This window comes from Micromonospora sp. NPDC049101 (assembly GCF_040648675.1).
Classification (GTDB): domain Bacteria; phylum Actinomycetota; class Actinomycetes; order Mycobacteriales; family Micromonosporaceae; genus Micromonospora.
This window is the reverse complement of record NZ_JBEZED010000024.1, coordinates 77,409-92,140: the sequence shown is the minus strand read 5'-3', so window position 1 is coordinate 92,140 and position 14,732 is coordinate 77,409. Positions and strand designations below refer to the sequence as shown.

Below are 14,732 nucleotides of genomic sequence, written 5' to 3'. Positions count from 1 at the left end.
ACCGTCGTGGGGCGCAGTCGGGCCTCCGGCTGAAGCGATCACCGGGTCAACCGCTGACCCCACCGCGTGCATCCGTGCAATCCTGGAAGCGGTATCCCGTCAGCCGCGACCAAACGGCCCGTGGCCGGGCGACGCGGCGCGGGATCCGGGGACGGACTGGGAGGCACCAACGTGACCGACGGCTGGGACTGGCGCCGGGGCGGTGAGACTCCGGCTCCGGCGCGACCGCCCGGGGCAGGGGCCCCACCGGCGGGACTGCCGACCACGCCGGGCGTCGGCAGTACGCCCGCTGCCGTGCCGCCGGGCAGTGCGCCCGCTGGGCCGCCGGGTGGTGGGTCGGCTGTGCCGCCGGGTGGTGTGCCGGCTGTGCCGCTGACCGGCGGGTCGGCATACGGGTACCCGCCGGTGTCGCCGGTGAGGGGTGGGCCGGCCGTGGGGCCGTCGGCGGGCTGGCCGGTGCCGACCGCCGGCGCGACCGGCACGGCCGGTGCGTCGCCCTGGTGGTCGGACGCGCTCGCCGATCCCTGGCGGGACCCGGCGGCGCCGGCCGCGGTGGTGGTGCCGGGGGTGGTGGCGGCCGGCACCGAGCCCGAGCCGGTCTCCGATCCGGACGCGCCGGGTCGGCCGAAGCTACGACACCTGTTGCTCATTCCCGTGCTCACCGCGCTGCTGGCCGGCGCCCTCGGTGGGGCGTTGGGCTACGCGTTCGCGGTACGCGGCGGGGTTGGTGGTGGGGTGGTGCTCGGCGGTGCGCCAGCAGAGGTGCCAGCGCTGGCCCAGCGCAAGCCGGAGTCGCTGGCCGGTGTCGCCGAACGTGTCCTGCCCAGCGTGGTCACCGTCCGGGTGAGCAGCCTCGGCGGGACCAGCGAGGGCTCCGGGTTCATTGCCACCGCCGACGGCCATGTGATCACCAACGACCACGTGGTGGCCGGCGGCAGCGGTAAGGCGTCGGTGGTCTTCAACGACGGCAGCACCGCGCCGGCGACCATCGTCGGTCAGGATCCGGAGTCGGACATCGCGGTGATCAAGGTGAGTCGTACCGGGTTGCGACCTGTGGAGTTCGGCGATTCCGACTCGTTGGCGGTCGGTGACCCGGTGCTCGCCATCGGCTCGCCGCTGTCGCTCGCCAACACGGTCACCGCCGGCATCGTGAGCGCCGTGGACCGGACGATGCAGGCCGGTGAGCCGGGTGGCCCGATGCGCTACTACGCGGCCATCCAGACCGACGCCGCGGTCAACCACGGCAACTCGGGCGGGCCGTTGGTCGACGGCGCCGGACGGGTGGTCGGGGTGAACTCGACGATCAAGTCACTTGTCGCCGAGGGGCAGGAGGCGGGCAACATCGGGCTCGCCTTCGCCATCCCGATCAACCAGGCCAAGCGGGTGACCCAGGACATCATCGGCACCGGCAAGGCCCGGCGTACGGTGATCGGCGCCCGGCCGGAAGGCCCGACCGGGGCGCCCGGGGGTGGCCTTCGGCTGGCGGAGGTCGAGCCGTCCGGCCCGGCGGACAGTGCCGGGTTGAAGGTCGGCGACGTCATCCTCAAGATCAACGGACGGCCGATGACCGAGCCGACGGACCTGACCGCGTTGGTCCGCAAGTTCGCGCCCGGCTCGGTGGTGTCTGTCGAGTTTCGACGGGGCTCCGCCCGGCAGAACACCTCGGTAACTCTTGCCGCGGACGCGAAGTGAACAGCGGCTCACCCCTTGCCCGAAAGTCGGGCGGCGTGCGTAGTCTTGCTGCTGACGCCGAGAGGAGGCCCGCGGGATGCTCGACAACCTGAACTGGTGGGAGATCGGTGCGCTGCTGCTCCTGGCGCTGTTGATCTTCGGTGACAAGCTGCCCACGGTCATCAACGACGGCCTGCGGCTGGTGCGCAACCTGCGCAACATGGCCCGCAACGCCACCGGCGACCTGAGTCGTGAGCTGGGCACCGACATCCAGCTTGAGGACCTGCACCCCAAGGCGTTCATCCGCAAGCACCTCCTCAGCGAGGAGGACGAGGCGGCGATCCGCAAGCCGTTGCAGGGCGTCTACGACAACCTGCGTGCGGACGTCAGCAGCGTGCACGACGACCTGAAGGACGTGGCCAGTGCCGCGGACCTGCGGTCGAACGGCACCGGGCCCGGCACCGCCACCAGCAGCAGCACCCCGGCCCCGGCACCCCGCGTCAGCTACGACGACGCCACCTGACCGCCAGCCATCCCACCCGCGGGTGCAGCAAAGATCAACTCGGTTTTCAGGATGTCGGCCGGTTAACGGGCGCGAGATGCCCCGGTTTCCTGAAAGTCGAGTCGATCATGCCGCCGAGCGCCCGCAGACCAGCCCGCGCCAGGCGACCAGCCCGCGCCCGCCGCCCAGCGACGGGGCAGGCAGCGCCAGCGCCCAGCGACGGGGCGGGCAGCACCCCTTGGCGGTCAGCAATCAGCGACCGGCGGGCTTGAGGCCGAGCGGCTTGCCGAGCAGCGACTCGCGGCGTAGCGCGAGCCGGTCGGCGATCGTGCCGAGGGCCTGTGCGGCCGGGGACTCCGGCTCGGCCAGCACGATCGGGTTGCCGGCGTCGCCGGCCTCGCGGACGCGGGTGTCCAGCGGGATCTGACCGAGCAGCGGCACCTGGGCGCCGATGGTCCGGCTCAGCGACTCGGCGACGGCCGTGCCGCCGCCGGCACCGAAGATCTCCATCCGGGAGCCGTCCGGCAGCTCCAGCCAGGACATGTTCTCGATGACGCCGACCACCCGCTGGTGGGTCTGCAGGGCGATCGCACCGGCTCGCTCGGCCACCTCGGCGGCGGCGGTCTGCGGGGTGGTGACGATCAGGATCTCCGAGTTGGGCAGCAACTGGGCCAGTGAGATGGCCACGTCACCCGTGCCCGGCGGCAGGTCGAGCAGGAGCACGTCCAGGTCGCCCCAGTAGACGTCGGCCAGGAACTGCTGCAACGCCCGGTGCAGCATCGGGCCGCGCCACACCACCGCGGCGTTGCCGGAGGTGAACATGCCGATGGAAATCACCTTCACGCCGTGCGCCTGCGGCGGCATGATCATGTCCTCGACGCGGGTGGGCCGGGCCTCCGTGCCGAGCATCCGGGGCACCGAGTGGCCGTAGATGTCCGCGTCGACCACGCCGACGGAGAGCCCGCGGGCGGCGAGCGCCGCCGCCAGGTTGACCGTCACGCTGGACTTGCCGACGCCGCCCTTGCCGCTGGCCACCGCGTACACCCGGGTGCGCGAGCCGGGCTGGGCGAACGGGATGACCGGCTCCTCGGTGGCGCCTCCGCCGCGCAGCTGCGACTGCAACGACTGCCGCTGCTCGGGGGTCATCACACCAAAGTCGATCTCCACGCCGGTGACGCCGGGCACCGCGGCGACCGCGGTGGTGATGTCCGTACGCAGCTTGTCCTTGAGCGGGCAGCCGGCGACGGTGAGCAGCAGCTCGACGCGGACGACGCCGTTGGCAGCGATCGTGGCGGAGCGGACCATGCCCAGCTCGGTGATGGGCCGGCGGATCTCCGGGTCGTTGACGGTGGCCAGGGCGGCCTGGATCGCGTCCTCGACGGTGCTCACGGGTGCTGACATGCCCGCAATGCTACGTCGCGGGGCATCCGTTGCCGCCGCTGCCCGGTGCGGTGTGAGCCAATCGATGACCCGCCGATCAGCTGTCGGACCGGCGCGGCCCGGTGCCGTCCGGCCGGGCGTCCCGGACGAAGTCGCCGTCCAGGTCGTCGCGTGGCTCGTCCAGGCCGACACCGTCGGTCGGTCGTTGGCCGCGCTTCTCCTGCCGGCTGTCCTTCTCCTGTTGGCGGCGGTCCAGCCGCTGCCGACGCTGCCCCATCTCGTCGAGTTCCTCGGCCAGTCGGGCCAGCTCGGAGCGGAGGAAGTCGCGGGTGGCCACCTCACCCAGCGCGATCCGCAGTGCCGCGATCTCCCGGGCCAGGTACTCGGTGTCCGCCTTCTGCGCGGTGGCTCGCCGCCGGTCCTCCTCCAGGGCCACCCGGTCCCGGTCGGCCTGCCGGTTCTGTGCCAGCAGGATCAGCGGGGCCGCGTAGCTGGCCTGCAACGACAACACCAGGGTCAAAAACGTGAAGGTGTACGGGTCGAAGCGCAGGTTCGCCGGGGCCACCGTGTTCCAGACGAACCAGATCATGATCACCACCGTCATGACGACGATGAAGTTCGCGGTCCCCATGCCCCGGGCGATGCCCTCCGACCACCTGCCGAACGCCTCCGCGTCGAACCGGGGCAGCTTGATGCCCCGAGGCTCACGCGGCTGGTCGAGCCGTTCGTTACGCCGCTGCTCAGCCATCCGCGCCGTCCAGCGCCGCGTCGGTGGTGCCTGAGGCGGTCAGGGCGTCGCGGTCCCGCCAGTCCCGGGGTAGCGAGTGGTCCAGCACGTCGTCCACGGTCACCGCGCCGACCAGCCGGTTGCTCCGGTCGATCACCGGCATGGCGACGAGGTCGTAGGTGGCCATCCGGCGGGTGATCTCCGGCAGCGGGGTGGTCGGGCGCAGGGGGTCGATGTCGTTGACCACCACCTTGCCCAGCAGGTCGGCAGGCGGCTCGCGCAGCAGCGCCTGGAAGTGCACCATGCCCAGGTAGCGGCCGGTCGGGGTGTTCTGTGGTGCCCGGGTCACGAAGACCTGCGCGGCGACGGCGGGGGACAGTTGTGGCTCCCGGATCCGGGCCAGCGCCTCGGCGACTGTGGCGTCCGGCGGCAGGATGACCGGCTCCGAGGTCATCACACTGCCCGCCGTTCCGGGCGTGTACTTCAGGAGCTGACGCACCGGGTCGGCCTCGTCCGGCTCCATCAGGTCCAGCAGCACGTCCTGCTCCGGTGGGGGCAGCTCGTTGAGCAGGTCGGCGGCGTCGTCCGGGTCCATCTCCTCCAGCACGTCCGCGGCCCGTTCCCGGTCCAGCGCGGCGAGGATCTCCACCTGGTCGTGCTCCGGCAGCTCGCTGAGCACGTCGGCCAGCCGCTCGTCGTCCAACGCCGCCGCGACCTCGTTGCGCCGTGCGTCGGGCAGGTCCTGAAGCGCGTTGGCCAGGTCGGCCGGTCGCATGTCCTCCAGGACGGCGAGCAGATTCGCCGTACCCCGGTTGTCGGCGATGCCGCTGAGGCCGCGCACCCGGTCCCACTCGACCTGGTGCAGGTGGCCGCGGCGGCTGAGCCGACCGGTCTGCTCGCGCACGGCGACACGGGTCAGGGACCACTCGCCGCCCCGCGTGCACTCCATCGCGACGTCCACGACCGTGCCGGGCTGGCCACCCGGGTCGAGTTGCACCCGCCGGTCGAGCAGCTCCTGGAGGACCAGCAGCTCGTTGCCGCGCTTCTCGAACCGGCGCAGGTTCAGGGTGCCGGAGCCGAGCACGACGGCGTCCGCGTCGATGGAGGTGATCCGGTTGATGGACAGGAAGATCCGACGACGCATCGGCATCTCGGCCACGAGGCCGACCACCTCCGGCGGTCGTTTGGTCGCCCGTAGCCGTGCCACGGCGTCGCGAACCCGGCCCACCTGGTCGCCGTTCGGGTCGAAGACGGCGACTCCGGCGAGACGGGCGATGTAGACCCGGGTCGGCGTGCTCACGGGCACCAGCCTAAGCGCCTAGTGTTTATCAACATGTCGACCTTGGCCTACGAGATCGTGGACGTCTTCACCGACCGCCCCTTCGCCGGCAACCCGCTGGCCGTGGTGTTCGGCGCGGAGGGGCTGGCCACCGAGCAGATGCAGGCGCTCGCGCTGGAGTTCAACCTCTCCGAAACGGTGTTCGTGCTGCCGCCGACCCAGGTCGGAGCCACCTACCGGGCCAGGATCTTCACCCCGGCCGAGGAGTTGCCGTTCGCCGGGCACCCCAGCGTCGGTGCGGCGGTCACCGCGAGCCGGCGCGGCATCTTCGCTGTGGGGCAGGTCACTCAGGAATGTGGGGCCGGGGTGCTGCCGATCGAGGTGACCCCGACCGGGGCGACGCTGACCGGTGGCGCACCGACCCTCGGGCCGGAGTTGGACCCGGAGCCGCTGCTGGAGATCGCCGGGTTGACCGCCGACGACCACGTCGGGCCCGCCCCACGCGTCGCCGGCTGCGGGCTCGAGTTCCCGTACCTGCCGGTGCGACCGGAGTCGGTGGCCCGCGCCCGCGTGCAGCCGGCGGCGGCGCAGCGGTACGGGGTGTCGCAGGTCAGCGTCTTCTCCTGGGACGCCGCCGCGCGAAGCGCGCACGCCCGGGTGTTCGTGCCGGGGATGGGCGTCCCGGAGGATCCGGCTACCGGCTCGGCCGCGCTCGGCCTCGGTGTGTGGCTGGTGGCGACCGGGCTGCTGCCCGGCGAAGGGTTGTCGGAGTACGCGGTCCGCCAGGGTGTGGAGATGAACCGCCCGTCCGCGCTGACCTGCACGGTCACCGCGGCGAACGGGGTGGCGGTCGGGGCGACGGTCGCCGGCCAGGTGATGCCGGTGGCCCGGGGCGAGATCAGCGTTCCGCCCTTCGTGGGTTGAGCGGAGGCACCGATGCGGGAGGATGCGGGTGTGACGGACGAGGACGCCCCCGGCGGCACGCCACTTGTCGACGAGGCGATGAAGAAGGCCGCCGTGGCCTGGGTCAGTGTGTCCGGCGGGCCGGCGCTCGCGCTCTGGTGCGCCCCGCTCGAGGGCGCGCTGCTGGTGGTTTCCGGGCCGGGCGAGCAGGCCGCGCCGGGCCTCGCCGAGGCGACCGAGGCGCAGGTCACCCTGCGCGGTGACCACGGCGGTCGGATCGTCACCTGGCCGGCCCGGGTGAGCCGGGTGCTGCCGGGCACCGAGGCGTGGGACACCGCCGCGCCCCTGGTGGCGGCGAAGCGCCTCAACGCACCGGGCCCGACTGCCGACCTGGTGGCCCGCTGGGCCGCGGACGGGTGCGCGGTGAACCGACTCAGCCCGGCGGGTACGCCGTTGGCCGGCGCGGACCTGCCGGCCGACGCGCAGGCCGAGGCACCCCGGGCCACCCCGGCGGTCCGGGCCACCCGCAAACCGTTCCGCCTGCACCGGGTCCGCCGCCGCTGACCGCGCGCCCGCCCGCACCGGGTCCGCCGCCGCCCGAGCTGGCCCGCACCGGAGCCGCCGCTGGCGGAATCAGCCGGCCCGGCCGCCGACGCCCACCACCTCGACGTAGTCGTCGACGAGGGTGAGCACCTCACCCAGTGCGCCGAGGGTGGGCCCTCGCCAGTCCAGATCGGCGTTGAACACCAGGTGCGTGGCCAGGTCCGGCGCGGCCAGTCGGACGGCGGTCATCCCGGCCCGCTCGGCGCCGGTCAGCTCCTGGCTGCCGCCGTCACCGACGTACAGGCAGTCGGCGGGCGTGAGCCCGAGCCGTTGGCAGGCGGTCAGGTACAGCACCGGATCCGGCTTGCACCGTCCTACCTGCACCGAGAAGACCCGCACGTCGAGCAGTGGGGCCACCGCGAGCTGTGGCAGGAAGGCCGGCAGCTCGTGCGTACAGTCGCTGATCACACCGGTGTGCAGGCCGCGCTGGCGCAGGGCGGCCAGGACGGGCACCGCGTCGGCCCGCAGCCAGGTGTCCGCGCGGACGGCCCGGTGCCGCGACGCCACCGCCGCCCGCACCGCATGGTCACTCGGGTGTACGCCGGCCTGGGCGCACACCCAGCGCAGGGTCGCCTCCGCGTCGCCCAGCCGGCCGGTGGCCCGCTCGTAGTAGGTGCGGTCCAGCACCTCGGTCAGGGTGTCGGTGGGGCACCCGAGCAGCTCGGCGGTGCCGACGTGCGCGACACCACGCTGCACCGAACGGGTCAGGGTGCCGAAGAAGTCGAACAGCACCGCCTGGTAGCTGGGCATGGGGGAACGCCTCCGGGCGGTAGCGGGTCTTCGGCGGGACCCGCGTGAGCGTAACGGAGTGCTGACCCTCCGTGCTGACCGTCATACGTGTGAGGATTACGTCCCGTGCCCCCACCTCCACACCGCCCATCCCCGGATCTGCTGACCACCGGCGCGGTCGGCCTGGCCGTGGTCGCCGTGTCGTCGTCCGCGCCGCTCATCGCGTACGCGGCCGCCCCCGCGCTGGCCATCGCGTTCTGGCGCAACCTGCTCGCGGTGGCCGTGCTGAGCCCCTTCGCGCTGGCCCGGCGCCGCGCCGAGTTCCGCGGGCTGACCCGAGGCGTCCGACGGCGGGAGGGCCTGTTCTGCGTCCTGTCCGGGGTCGCGTTGGCGGGCCACTTCGCCACCTGGGTGCCCAGCGCCCAGCTCACCTCCGTCGCCACGTCCACCGCCCTGGTCGCCACACAGCCGGTCTGGCAGGGGCTGATCGCCCGCGCCCAGGGGCGTCGACTGCCCCGGGTGGTGTGGATCGGCATCGCGGTGGCGGTCGGCGGCGCGGCGATCGCCACCGGGACCGACGTGGGTGTCTCCGGCAGCGCCGTCCTCGGCGACGTGTTGGCGCTGGCCGGCGGGCTGTTCGCGGCCGTCTACACCGCCTTCGGTGAGCGGGCGCGCGCCAGCATCAGCACCACCACCTACACCACCATCTGTTACGGGATCTGCGCGCTGATCCTGCTGGTGGTGTGCCTGGTCGGCGGCGTACGGCTGACCGGGTTCGACGGGCACACCTGGCTGGCCATCCTGGCCCTGGTAGCCGGCGCCCAACTGCTCGGGCACTCGATGTTCAACTACGCCCTGCGGAAGATCTCCGCGACCACGGTGAGCGTGCTGATCCTGCTGGAGGCGCCCGGCGCGGCTCTGCTCGGCTGGGCCTGGCTGGGTCAACTGCCCCGCCCGTACGCGCTGGTCGGGATGGCGCTGCTGCTGGTCGGGGTGGCGGTGGTGGTGCTCGGCGGTGGCCGGGCCGCCCGCCGGGGCACACCGACCGCGCTGCCCGCCGACCCGACCCCGTTGAACGGCTGACCGCACGGCCCAGCCGGGTTGCGGCGGGCGCTCAGACCTCGTGGACCTCGATGACCCGGGTCGTCGGAGCGGCTTCGCCGAGGGCGGTACGCAGCGCGGCCCGCTCCGGGTCGGCGAGGAACGACTCGTAGCCGGCCCGACCCTCGAAGTGGATCACGTGCACCTCGGTCTGCCCGTCGGTGCCGCGCAACCGGCGGTCCAGGTGGCCGCCGTGCCGCCCGAGCAGGGCCAACACGGTGTCCTCGTAACGCTGCCCGGCAGCCTCGGCCCCGACCGGAAACTCGACGAGCGCGACAAGAGTCAGCATGCCGGCCAGGTTAGGCGTCGAGACCGACGGCCTTGGCGCTGGCCGCCCAGAGCCGGGCGGCGAGCTGTGGATCGGCGGCCTTCCGGTACGGCCGACGCAGCCGACGGTCGCTGTAGTAGCCGCCGTCGACAAGCCGGGAGCGGTCCTGGTTGGCCAGCCACACCAGGGTCTCGGCGGCCTTCTCCGGGCTGCGGAACGGCATGACCCGCATGCCGAACGCCACGAATTTGCTGTCGTTCGCGAACCGGGTGCGCACCGTCCCGGGGTGGAAGCTGTACGCGGGAATGCCCGGCCAGCGCCGCGCCGCCTCGGCGGTGAACAGGATGTTCGCCTGCTTGCTGGTGCCGTACGCGCTTATCGACAGGTAACCGCGCAGCGGGGCGTTCAGGTCGTCCGGGTCGAGCGAGCCGAAGCGGTGTGCGCCGGAGGCGGTCACCACGATCCGGCCCACCCGGTCGGCGAGCAGGTTGGTCAGCAGGAACGGGGCCAGGTGGTTGGCCTGGATCGACATCTCGAAGCCGTCGACGGTGCGCAGTGGTTGCAGTGCCATCGCCCCGGCGTTGTTGGCGAGCACGTCGATCCGGTCGTACGCGGCCCGGAGCTGCTCGGCCAGTCGGCGTACGTCGTCGAGGATCGCGAAGTCGGCCCGGAACAGCTCGGGGCGCTCACCGGAGTTCTCCCGTACCCGTTCCGCCGCGGCCTGCAGGCGGGCCGGGTCCCGCCCGACCAGCACCACCCGGTCACCCCGGCAGGCCAGGTGCACCGCGGCGGCCAGGCCGATGCCGGAGCTGGCCCCGGTCACCACCACCAGTCGACGCCCAGTGAGATCTTCCACAGGTCCATTCACCCCGGTCATGGCGCGAGGTTACCGTGACGTCACAACGCCCTTTGGGATCGTTAAGTTTCCCGCGAAGTCAGGTGGCGTCGGCATGCCCGCCGAACGCTGGAAGGAGCGCATCCATGGCCGCAGTCGGTCGTCCCCGCCGGTCGTGCCTCGCCGTGCCGGGTTCCAGCGTCAAGATGCTCGGCAAGGCCCAGGGGCTCCCGGCCGACCAGGTCTTCCTGGACCTGGAGGACGCCGTCGCCCCACTGGCGAAGCCGGACGCGCGCAAGAACATCGTGGCCGCGCTCAACGAGGGTGACTGGGCCGGCAAGACCCGGGTCGTGCGGGTCAACGACCTGACCACCCCGTGGACCTACCGGGACGTCATCGAGGTCGTCGAGGGCGCCGGCGGGAACCTGGACTGCCTGATGCTGCCGAAGGTGCAGAACGCCGAGCAGGTGCACTGGCTGGCTCTGCTGCTCACCCAGATCGAGAAGACGCTCGGCCTGGAGGTCGGCCGGATCGGCATCGAGGCGCAGATCGAGAACGCGGCCGGCCTGGTCAACGTGGACGCCATCGCCGCCGCCTCGCCGCGGCTGGAGACCATCATCTTCGGCCCGGCCGACTTCATGGCGTCGATCAACATGAGGTCGTTGGTGGTCGGCGCGTTGATCCCGGACTACCCGGGCGACCCGTACCACTACATCCTGATGCGGATCCTGATGGCCGCCCGGATGCACGCCCTGCAGGCCATCGACGGCCCCTTCCTGCAGATCCGGGACGTCGACGGTTTCCGTGCGGTGGCCAAGCGTTCGGCGGCGCTGGGCTTCGACGGCAAGTGGGTGCTGCACCCGGGTCAGATCGACGCCGCCAACGAGGTCTACCAACCGGCGCAGGCCGACTACGACCACGCCGAGTTGATCCTCGACGCGTACGAGCACTACACCTCGGAGGCCGGCGGCAGGCTCGGCGCGGTGATGCTCGGCGACGAGATGATCGACGAGGCGTCGCGCAAGATGGCGCTCGTCGTCGCCGCGAAGGGCCGGGCCGCCGGGATGACCCGTACCTCGTCGTTCACCCCACCGGCCGAGTGACCGGTCGGGCCGGGACGACCGCCGCCGGCTGTCGACCTGGCCCGAAACCCGGCGGTACGCCGACCCCGCCCGTGGGTCAGTAGCTGCTGTCGTTGCTCGCGCCCGTGGTGACCGCGAGGATGATCGCGCCAACGTAGAAGAGGATCAGCAGCCCGAGCAGCCCGGTGAGGATCCAGCCGACGATGATGGCGGCCTTCGCCATCCCCGCACCGCCCTCGCCGCTGAGCCGGATCTGTTTCTGCGCCACGTGCCCGAGGATCGCGCCGACCGGCGCGGTGATGCAGGACGCGATGCCGACAAGCGCGAGGACCAGCGCCGCGATCGCCATCCCGTTGGTCTTCTGCGCGGCCGGGTAGCCGTAGCCGGGATACTGCGGGGGATAGCCGGGCGGGCCGTAGGCGGGCGGGGCGTAACCCTTCATCGGCTCACCGAACGGCGGCTGGCCCCCGGCGTACGGGTCGACCGGCGCGTACGGGTCGGCCGGGCCGGGTTGGGTGGGCACCGACTGACCGGCCACGAGGGTCGGATCCGGTGTGGGGCTCGACGGCTGAGCCGACCACGTGGGATCGGACCAGTTGCCGGGTGGCGGGGGATTGGTCATGCGAGCTCTCTTCGTCAGGTCGGGATGCGCTGTCAGGGTAGCCAGCACACCGCAAACCCGACGCCCCCACTACCGGGTGCCGCGTTGCTCGGGCCGGTCCTAACAGGCAGGATCCTGGCATGGCATTCGACGCGCGCGCCGCGGACCGTTCCGGCAGCCGACCCAGACGGGACGTCAGCCGCCCGGGTGGGGCCCGACGTGCCCGCGCGGCCACGCCGGCGGGCAGCCCCGGCCCGGACGAGCCGGTCGCCCTCACCGACCCGGTGACCATGCGGCTCGACGGGCGGGTCGCCCTGGTGACCGGGGCGGGCAGCCCGGACGGCATCGGGTACGCCACCGCCCGGCGCCTCGTCGACCTGGGCGCGCGAGTGGCCATCGTCTCCACCACCCGGCGCATCCACGAGCGGGCCGGCGAACTGGGCGTGACCGGCTTCGTCGCGGACCTGACCGACGAGTCCGAGGTCGGCGCGCTGGCCGACGCGGTCGCCGAGCAGTTGGGCGACGTCGAGGTGCTTGTCAACAACGCCGGCCTCGCCAGTCGAGCCAGCCAGGGGGTGCTCCGGCCGGTCGCCCAGTTGACCTACGACGAGTGGCGCGGCGAGATCGACCGCAACCTGTCCACCGCCTTCCTGTGCAGTCGGGCGTTCATCGGTGGAATGGCCGAGCGCGGCTGGGGTCGAATCGTCAACCTGGCGGCCACGGCCGGCCCGGTCAACGCCCTGCCCACCGAGGCCGCGTACGCGGCGGCGAAGGCCGGGGTGGTCGGGCTGACCCGGGCACTGGCCATGGAGATGATCGCCGACGGGGTGACCGTCAACGCGGTGGCGCCCGGCACCATCTACACCGCGGCGTCCACCATGGCCGAGATCAAGCAGGGGCTGGGTACGCCGGTGGGTCGACCGGGCACTCCGGACGAGGTAGCCGCCGCGATCAGCTTCCTCTGCTCGCCGGCCGCCTCGTACATCACCGGTCAGATGCTTGTGGTGGACGGCGGCAACAGCGTCCGCGAGGCCCGCTTCCGCTGACCGCGATCCGGGTGTTGCCGGCGGTCAGTACCCGCCGCTGTCGCCGTTGTTGCTCAGCGCCACCAGGGCCAGCCAACCGCAGCAGGCCAGCAGGGTGAGCCCGGTGAACACGTACCCGAGGATCAGCCCCCAGGTGGCGAGCTGGTCGCCCTCCTCGCCGCTGGTGCGGATCTGCCGCTTCGCCACGTGGCCGAGGACGGCGCCGGCCGGCGGGAACACGAAGGCGAACACCAGCGACAGGATCGCCAGGACGTTGGTGCCCCGGCCGGGGCCGGACGGGGGTGGGCCGTACTGGCCGTAGGGGCCCTGCGGAGGGTACGACGGCTGTTGGCTCCAGTGCGCCGACTGCTGCGGACCCTGCTGCCCGTACGGCGACGATTCGTCCGCTGGTGGCCCGTACGGTGGCTGGCCGCCCTGCGGTGGCGCGTACGGTGACTGGTCCCGAGGCGGCTCGTAGGGTGACGGCGGTTGGTCGTCTGCCGGCGGTCCCGACGGCGGCGGGTGGCTCACAGCTGTACTCCTCCTGCCGGTGCCGGAAAAGTCCCTCTTGCCGGACGCTACCCGCAGCGGTGAACCTTTTCACAGCGGTTGTGAGGACTGGTCACCTTGGCCCGGTCGGCGCGGAGACCGATACTGACCCAGCGTCCAGTTACCCACGAGTAGTGCGCGGATCCCCGGAGGCTGAGATGGCCCGACTCGCCCAGACACCCGGCCTGACCGACGTGCAACAGGCGATCCTGGAGACCGTTCGGGAGTTCGCCGACAAGGAGATCATCCCGCACGCGCAACGGCTGGAGCACGCCGACGAGTACCCCACCGACATCCTCGACGGGATGCGCGAGATGGGGCTGTTCGGTCTCACCATCGACGAGGAGTACGGCGGGCTGGGCGAGTCCCTGCTCACCTACGCGCTGGTGGTGGAGCAACTGTCCCGGGGCTGGATGTCGATCTCCGGCATCGTCAACACCCACTTCATCGTGGCGTACCTGATCTCCCAGCACGGCTCCGCCGAGCAGAAGACCCGCCTCCTGCCGAGGATGGCCACCGGCGAGGTGCGCGGCGCGTTCTCCATGTCAGAACCCGGTTGCGGTTCGGACGTCGCGGCGATCGGGTCCCGCGCCGTACGGGAGGGCGACCACTACGTGCTCAACGGCCAGAAGATGTGGCTGACCAACGGGGCGTACTCCTCGGTGGTGGCCACCCTGGTCAAGACCGACACCGGCGCCGAGTCCGTCTACGGCAACATGAGCACCTTCCTGCTGGAGAAGGAGCCGGGCTTCGGCGAGACCGCCCCCGGCCTGACCATCCCCGGCAAGATCGAGAAGATGGGTTACAAGGGCGTCGAGACCACCGAGATGGTCCTCGACGGGGTGACCGTGCCCGACTCGGCCATCCTCGGTGGGGCCGACCGGGTGGGCCGGGGTTTCTACCAGATGATGGACGGCATCGAGGTGGGCCGGGTCAACGTGGCCGCCCGCGCCTGCGGCATCTCCATCCGCGCCTTCGAGTTGGCCGTCAGCTACGCCCAGCAGCGCAAGACGTTCGGTCAGCCGCTCGCCAAGCACCAGGCGATCGCCTTCAAGCTCGCCGAGATGGGCACGAAGATCGAGGCCGCGCACGCCCTCATGGTCAACGCCGCCCGCCTCAAGGACGCCGGCCAGCGCAACGACGTCGAGGCCGGGATGGCCAAGCTGCTCGCCTCCGAATACTGCGCCGAGGTCGTCCAGGAGGCGTTCCGCATCCACGGCGGCTACGGCTACTCCAAGGAGTACGAGATCGAGCGGCTGATGCGGGAAGCCCCGTTCCTACTCATCGGCGAGGGCACCTCGGAGATCCAGAAGACAATCATCTCCCGGGGTCTGCTCAAGGAGTACAAGCTCTGATCAGCGCCTGCTGATCGGTCGCCCGTGCCGTCGTCCTCCGATCGGTCTGGCCGCGCGGTCGGTCAGGAGCGTGATGACTGTGAGGCATCAAGATGACTCACGGGCATCACGCTCCTGACCGA

Annotated in this window: 16 protein-coding genes; 8 read left to right on the top strand and 8 right to left on the bottom strand. The window is 72.0% G+C overall.

All coding sequences use genetic code 11. The features are described 5' to 3' along the window. Positions 1 to 432: 432 nt before the first annotated feature. Positions 433 to 1,692 (top strand): trypsin-like peptidase domain-containing protein, encoded by a 1,260-nt coding sequence (locus AB0B57_RS27625; RefSeq protein WP_357075971.1) that lies wholly within the window; start codon positions 433 to 435, stop codon positions 1,690 to 1,692. A gap of 76 nt (positions 1,693 to 1,768) precedes the next feature. Next, a complete protein-coding gene (locus AB0B57_RS27620) occupies positions 1,769 to 2,194 on the top strand; it encodes a preprotein translocase subunit TatB (protein WP_357075849.1) in 426 nt (141 codons plus the stop codon). A 231-nt stretch (positions 2,195 to 2,425) separates the two neighbouring features. Here the strand turns inward: AB0B57_RS27620 and AB0B57_RS27615 are convergent, their stop codons facing one another. The 3 genes from AB0B57_RS27615 to AB0B57_RS27605 form a co-directional block, all read right to left on the bottom strand. Continuing rightward, on the bottom strand, positions 2,426 to 3,574 hold the full coding sequence (locus AB0B57_RS27615; RefSeq protein ID WP_357075846.1) for an Mrp/NBP35 family ATP-binding protein: 1,149 nt from the start codon (positions 3,572 to 3,574) through the stop codon (positions 2,426 to 2,428). 76 nt (positions 3,575 to 3,650) lie between these two features. Beyond that, the gene (locus tag AB0B57_RS27610) at positions 3,651 to 4,301 is read right to left on the bottom strand and encodes a DUF1003 domain-containing protein (RefSeq protein ID WP_357075842.1); all 651 of its coding nucleotides are present in this window, start codon (positions 4,299 to 4,301) and stop codon (positions 3,651 to 3,653) included. Beyond that, a complete protein-coding gene (locus AB0B57_RS27605; protein ID WP_357075839.1) occupies positions 4,294 to 5,580 on the bottom strand; it encodes a CBS domain-containing protein in 1,287 nt (428 codons plus the stop codon). The genes AB0B57_RS27610 and AB0B57_RS27605 overlap by 8 nt, the downstream gene beginning before the upstream one ends. 33 nt (positions 5,581 to 5,613) lie before the next feature. Between AB0B57_RS27605 and AB0B57_RS27600 the strand changes: the two genes are divergently transcribed. Both AB0B57_RS27600 and AB0B57_RS27595 read left to right on the top strand, forming a co-directional pair. Then, a complete protein-coding gene (locus AB0B57_RS27600; protein ID WP_357075836.1) occupies positions 5,614 to 6,483 on the top strand; it encodes a PhzF family phenazine biosynthesis protein in 870 nt (289 codons plus the stop codon). 12 nt (positions 6,484 to 6,495) lie between these two features. Then, positions 6,496 to 7,026 (top strand): hypothetical protein, encoded by a 531-nt coding sequence (locus AB0B57_RS27595; protein ID WP_357075833.1) that lies wholly within the window; start codon positions 6,496 to 6,498, stop codon positions 7,024 to 7,026. Positions 7,027 to 7,095: 69 nt separating this feature from the next. Here the strand turns inward: AB0B57_RS27595 and AB0B57_RS27590 are convergent, their stop codons facing one another. Continuing rightward, positions 7,096 to 7,815 carry an HAD family hydrolase gene (locus AB0B57_RS27590; protein WP_357075830.1) on the bottom strand — a complete coding sequence of 240 codons (720 nt, stop codon included), beginning with the start codon at positions 7,813 to 7,815 and terminating at the stop codon, positions 7,096 to 7,098. 105 nt (positions 7,816 to 7,920) lie between these two features. Here AB0B57_RS27590 and AB0B57_RS27585 point away from each other — a divergent pair, with 105 nt between their 5' ends. Continuing rightward, on the top strand, positions 7,921 to 8,877 hold the full coding sequence (locus AB0B57_RS27585) for a DMT family transporter (RefSeq protein ID WP_357075827.1): 957 nt from the start codon (positions 7,921 to 7,923) through the stop codon (positions 8,875 to 8,877). Between the two features lie 31 nt (positions 8,878 to 8,908). On the opposite strand, the gene AB0B57_RS27580 is transcribed toward AB0B57_RS27585, so the two are convergent. Together AB0B57_RS27580 and AB0B57_RS27575 are read right to left on the bottom strand one after the other, a co-directional pair. Next, positions 8,909 to 9,184, bottom strand: a complete 276-nt coding sequence (locus AB0B57_RS27580) for a hypothetical protein (RefSeq protein ID WP_357075824.1) — start codon at positions 9,182 to 9,184, stop codon at positions 8,909 to 8,911. Positions 9,185 to 9,194: 10 nt separating this feature from the next. Beyond that, positions 9,195 to 10,019, bottom strand: a complete 825-nt coding sequence (locus AB0B57_RS27575; protein WP_357075968.1) for an SDR family NAD(P)-dependent oxidoreductase — start codon at positions 10,017 to 10,019, stop codon at positions 9,195 to 9,197. Between the two features lie 125 nt (positions 10,020 to 10,144). Here AB0B57_RS27575 and AB0B57_RS27570 point away from each other — a divergent pair, with 125 nt between their 5' ends. Further along, positions 10,145 to 11,101 (top strand): CoA ester lyase, encoded by a 957-nt coding sequence (locus AB0B57_RS27570; RefSeq protein WP_357075821.1) that lies wholly within the window; start codon positions 10,145 to 10,147, stop codon positions 11,099 to 11,101. A 76-nt stretch (positions 11,102 to 11,177) separates the two neighbouring features. On the opposite strand, the gene AB0B57_RS27565 is transcribed toward AB0B57_RS27570, so the two are convergent. Continuing rightward, a complete protein-coding gene (locus tag AB0B57_RS27565) occupies positions 11,178 to 11,702 on the bottom strand; it encodes a DUF4190 domain-containing protein (RefSeq protein ID WP_357075819.1) in 525 nt (174 codons plus the stop codon). A 119-nt stretch (positions 11,703 to 11,821) separates the two neighbouring features. On the opposite strand from AB0B57_RS27565, the gene AB0B57_RS27560 reads away from it, so the two are divergent. Next, on the top strand, positions 11,822 to 12,727 hold the full coding sequence (locus AB0B57_RS27560) for an SDR family NAD(P)-dependent oxidoreductase (protein WP_357075816.1): 906 nt from the start codon (positions 11,822 to 11,824) through the stop codon (positions 12,725 to 12,727). 24 nt (positions 12,728 to 12,751) lie between these two features. Here AB0B57_RS27560 and AB0B57_RS27555 read toward each other — a convergent pair whose 3' ends face one another. Continuing rightward, the gene (locus tag AB0B57_RS27555) at positions 12,752 to 13,237 is read right to left on the bottom strand and encodes a DUF4190 domain-containing protein (RefSeq protein WP_357075813.1); all 486 of its coding nucleotides are present in this window, start codon (positions 13,235 to 13,237) and stop codon (positions 12,752 to 12,754) included. Positions 13,238 to 13,413: 176 nt separating this feature from the next. Here AB0B57_RS27555 and AB0B57_RS27550 point away from each other — a divergent pair, with 176 nt between their 5' ends. Further along, positions 13,414 to 14,610 (top strand): acyl-CoA dehydrogenase family protein, encoded by a 1,197-nt coding sequence (locus AB0B57_RS27550; protein ID WP_357075810.1) that lies wholly within the window; start codon positions 13,414 to 13,416, stop codon positions 14,608 to 14,610. The last annotated feature ends 122 nt before the right edge of the window (positions 14,611 to 14,732 follow it).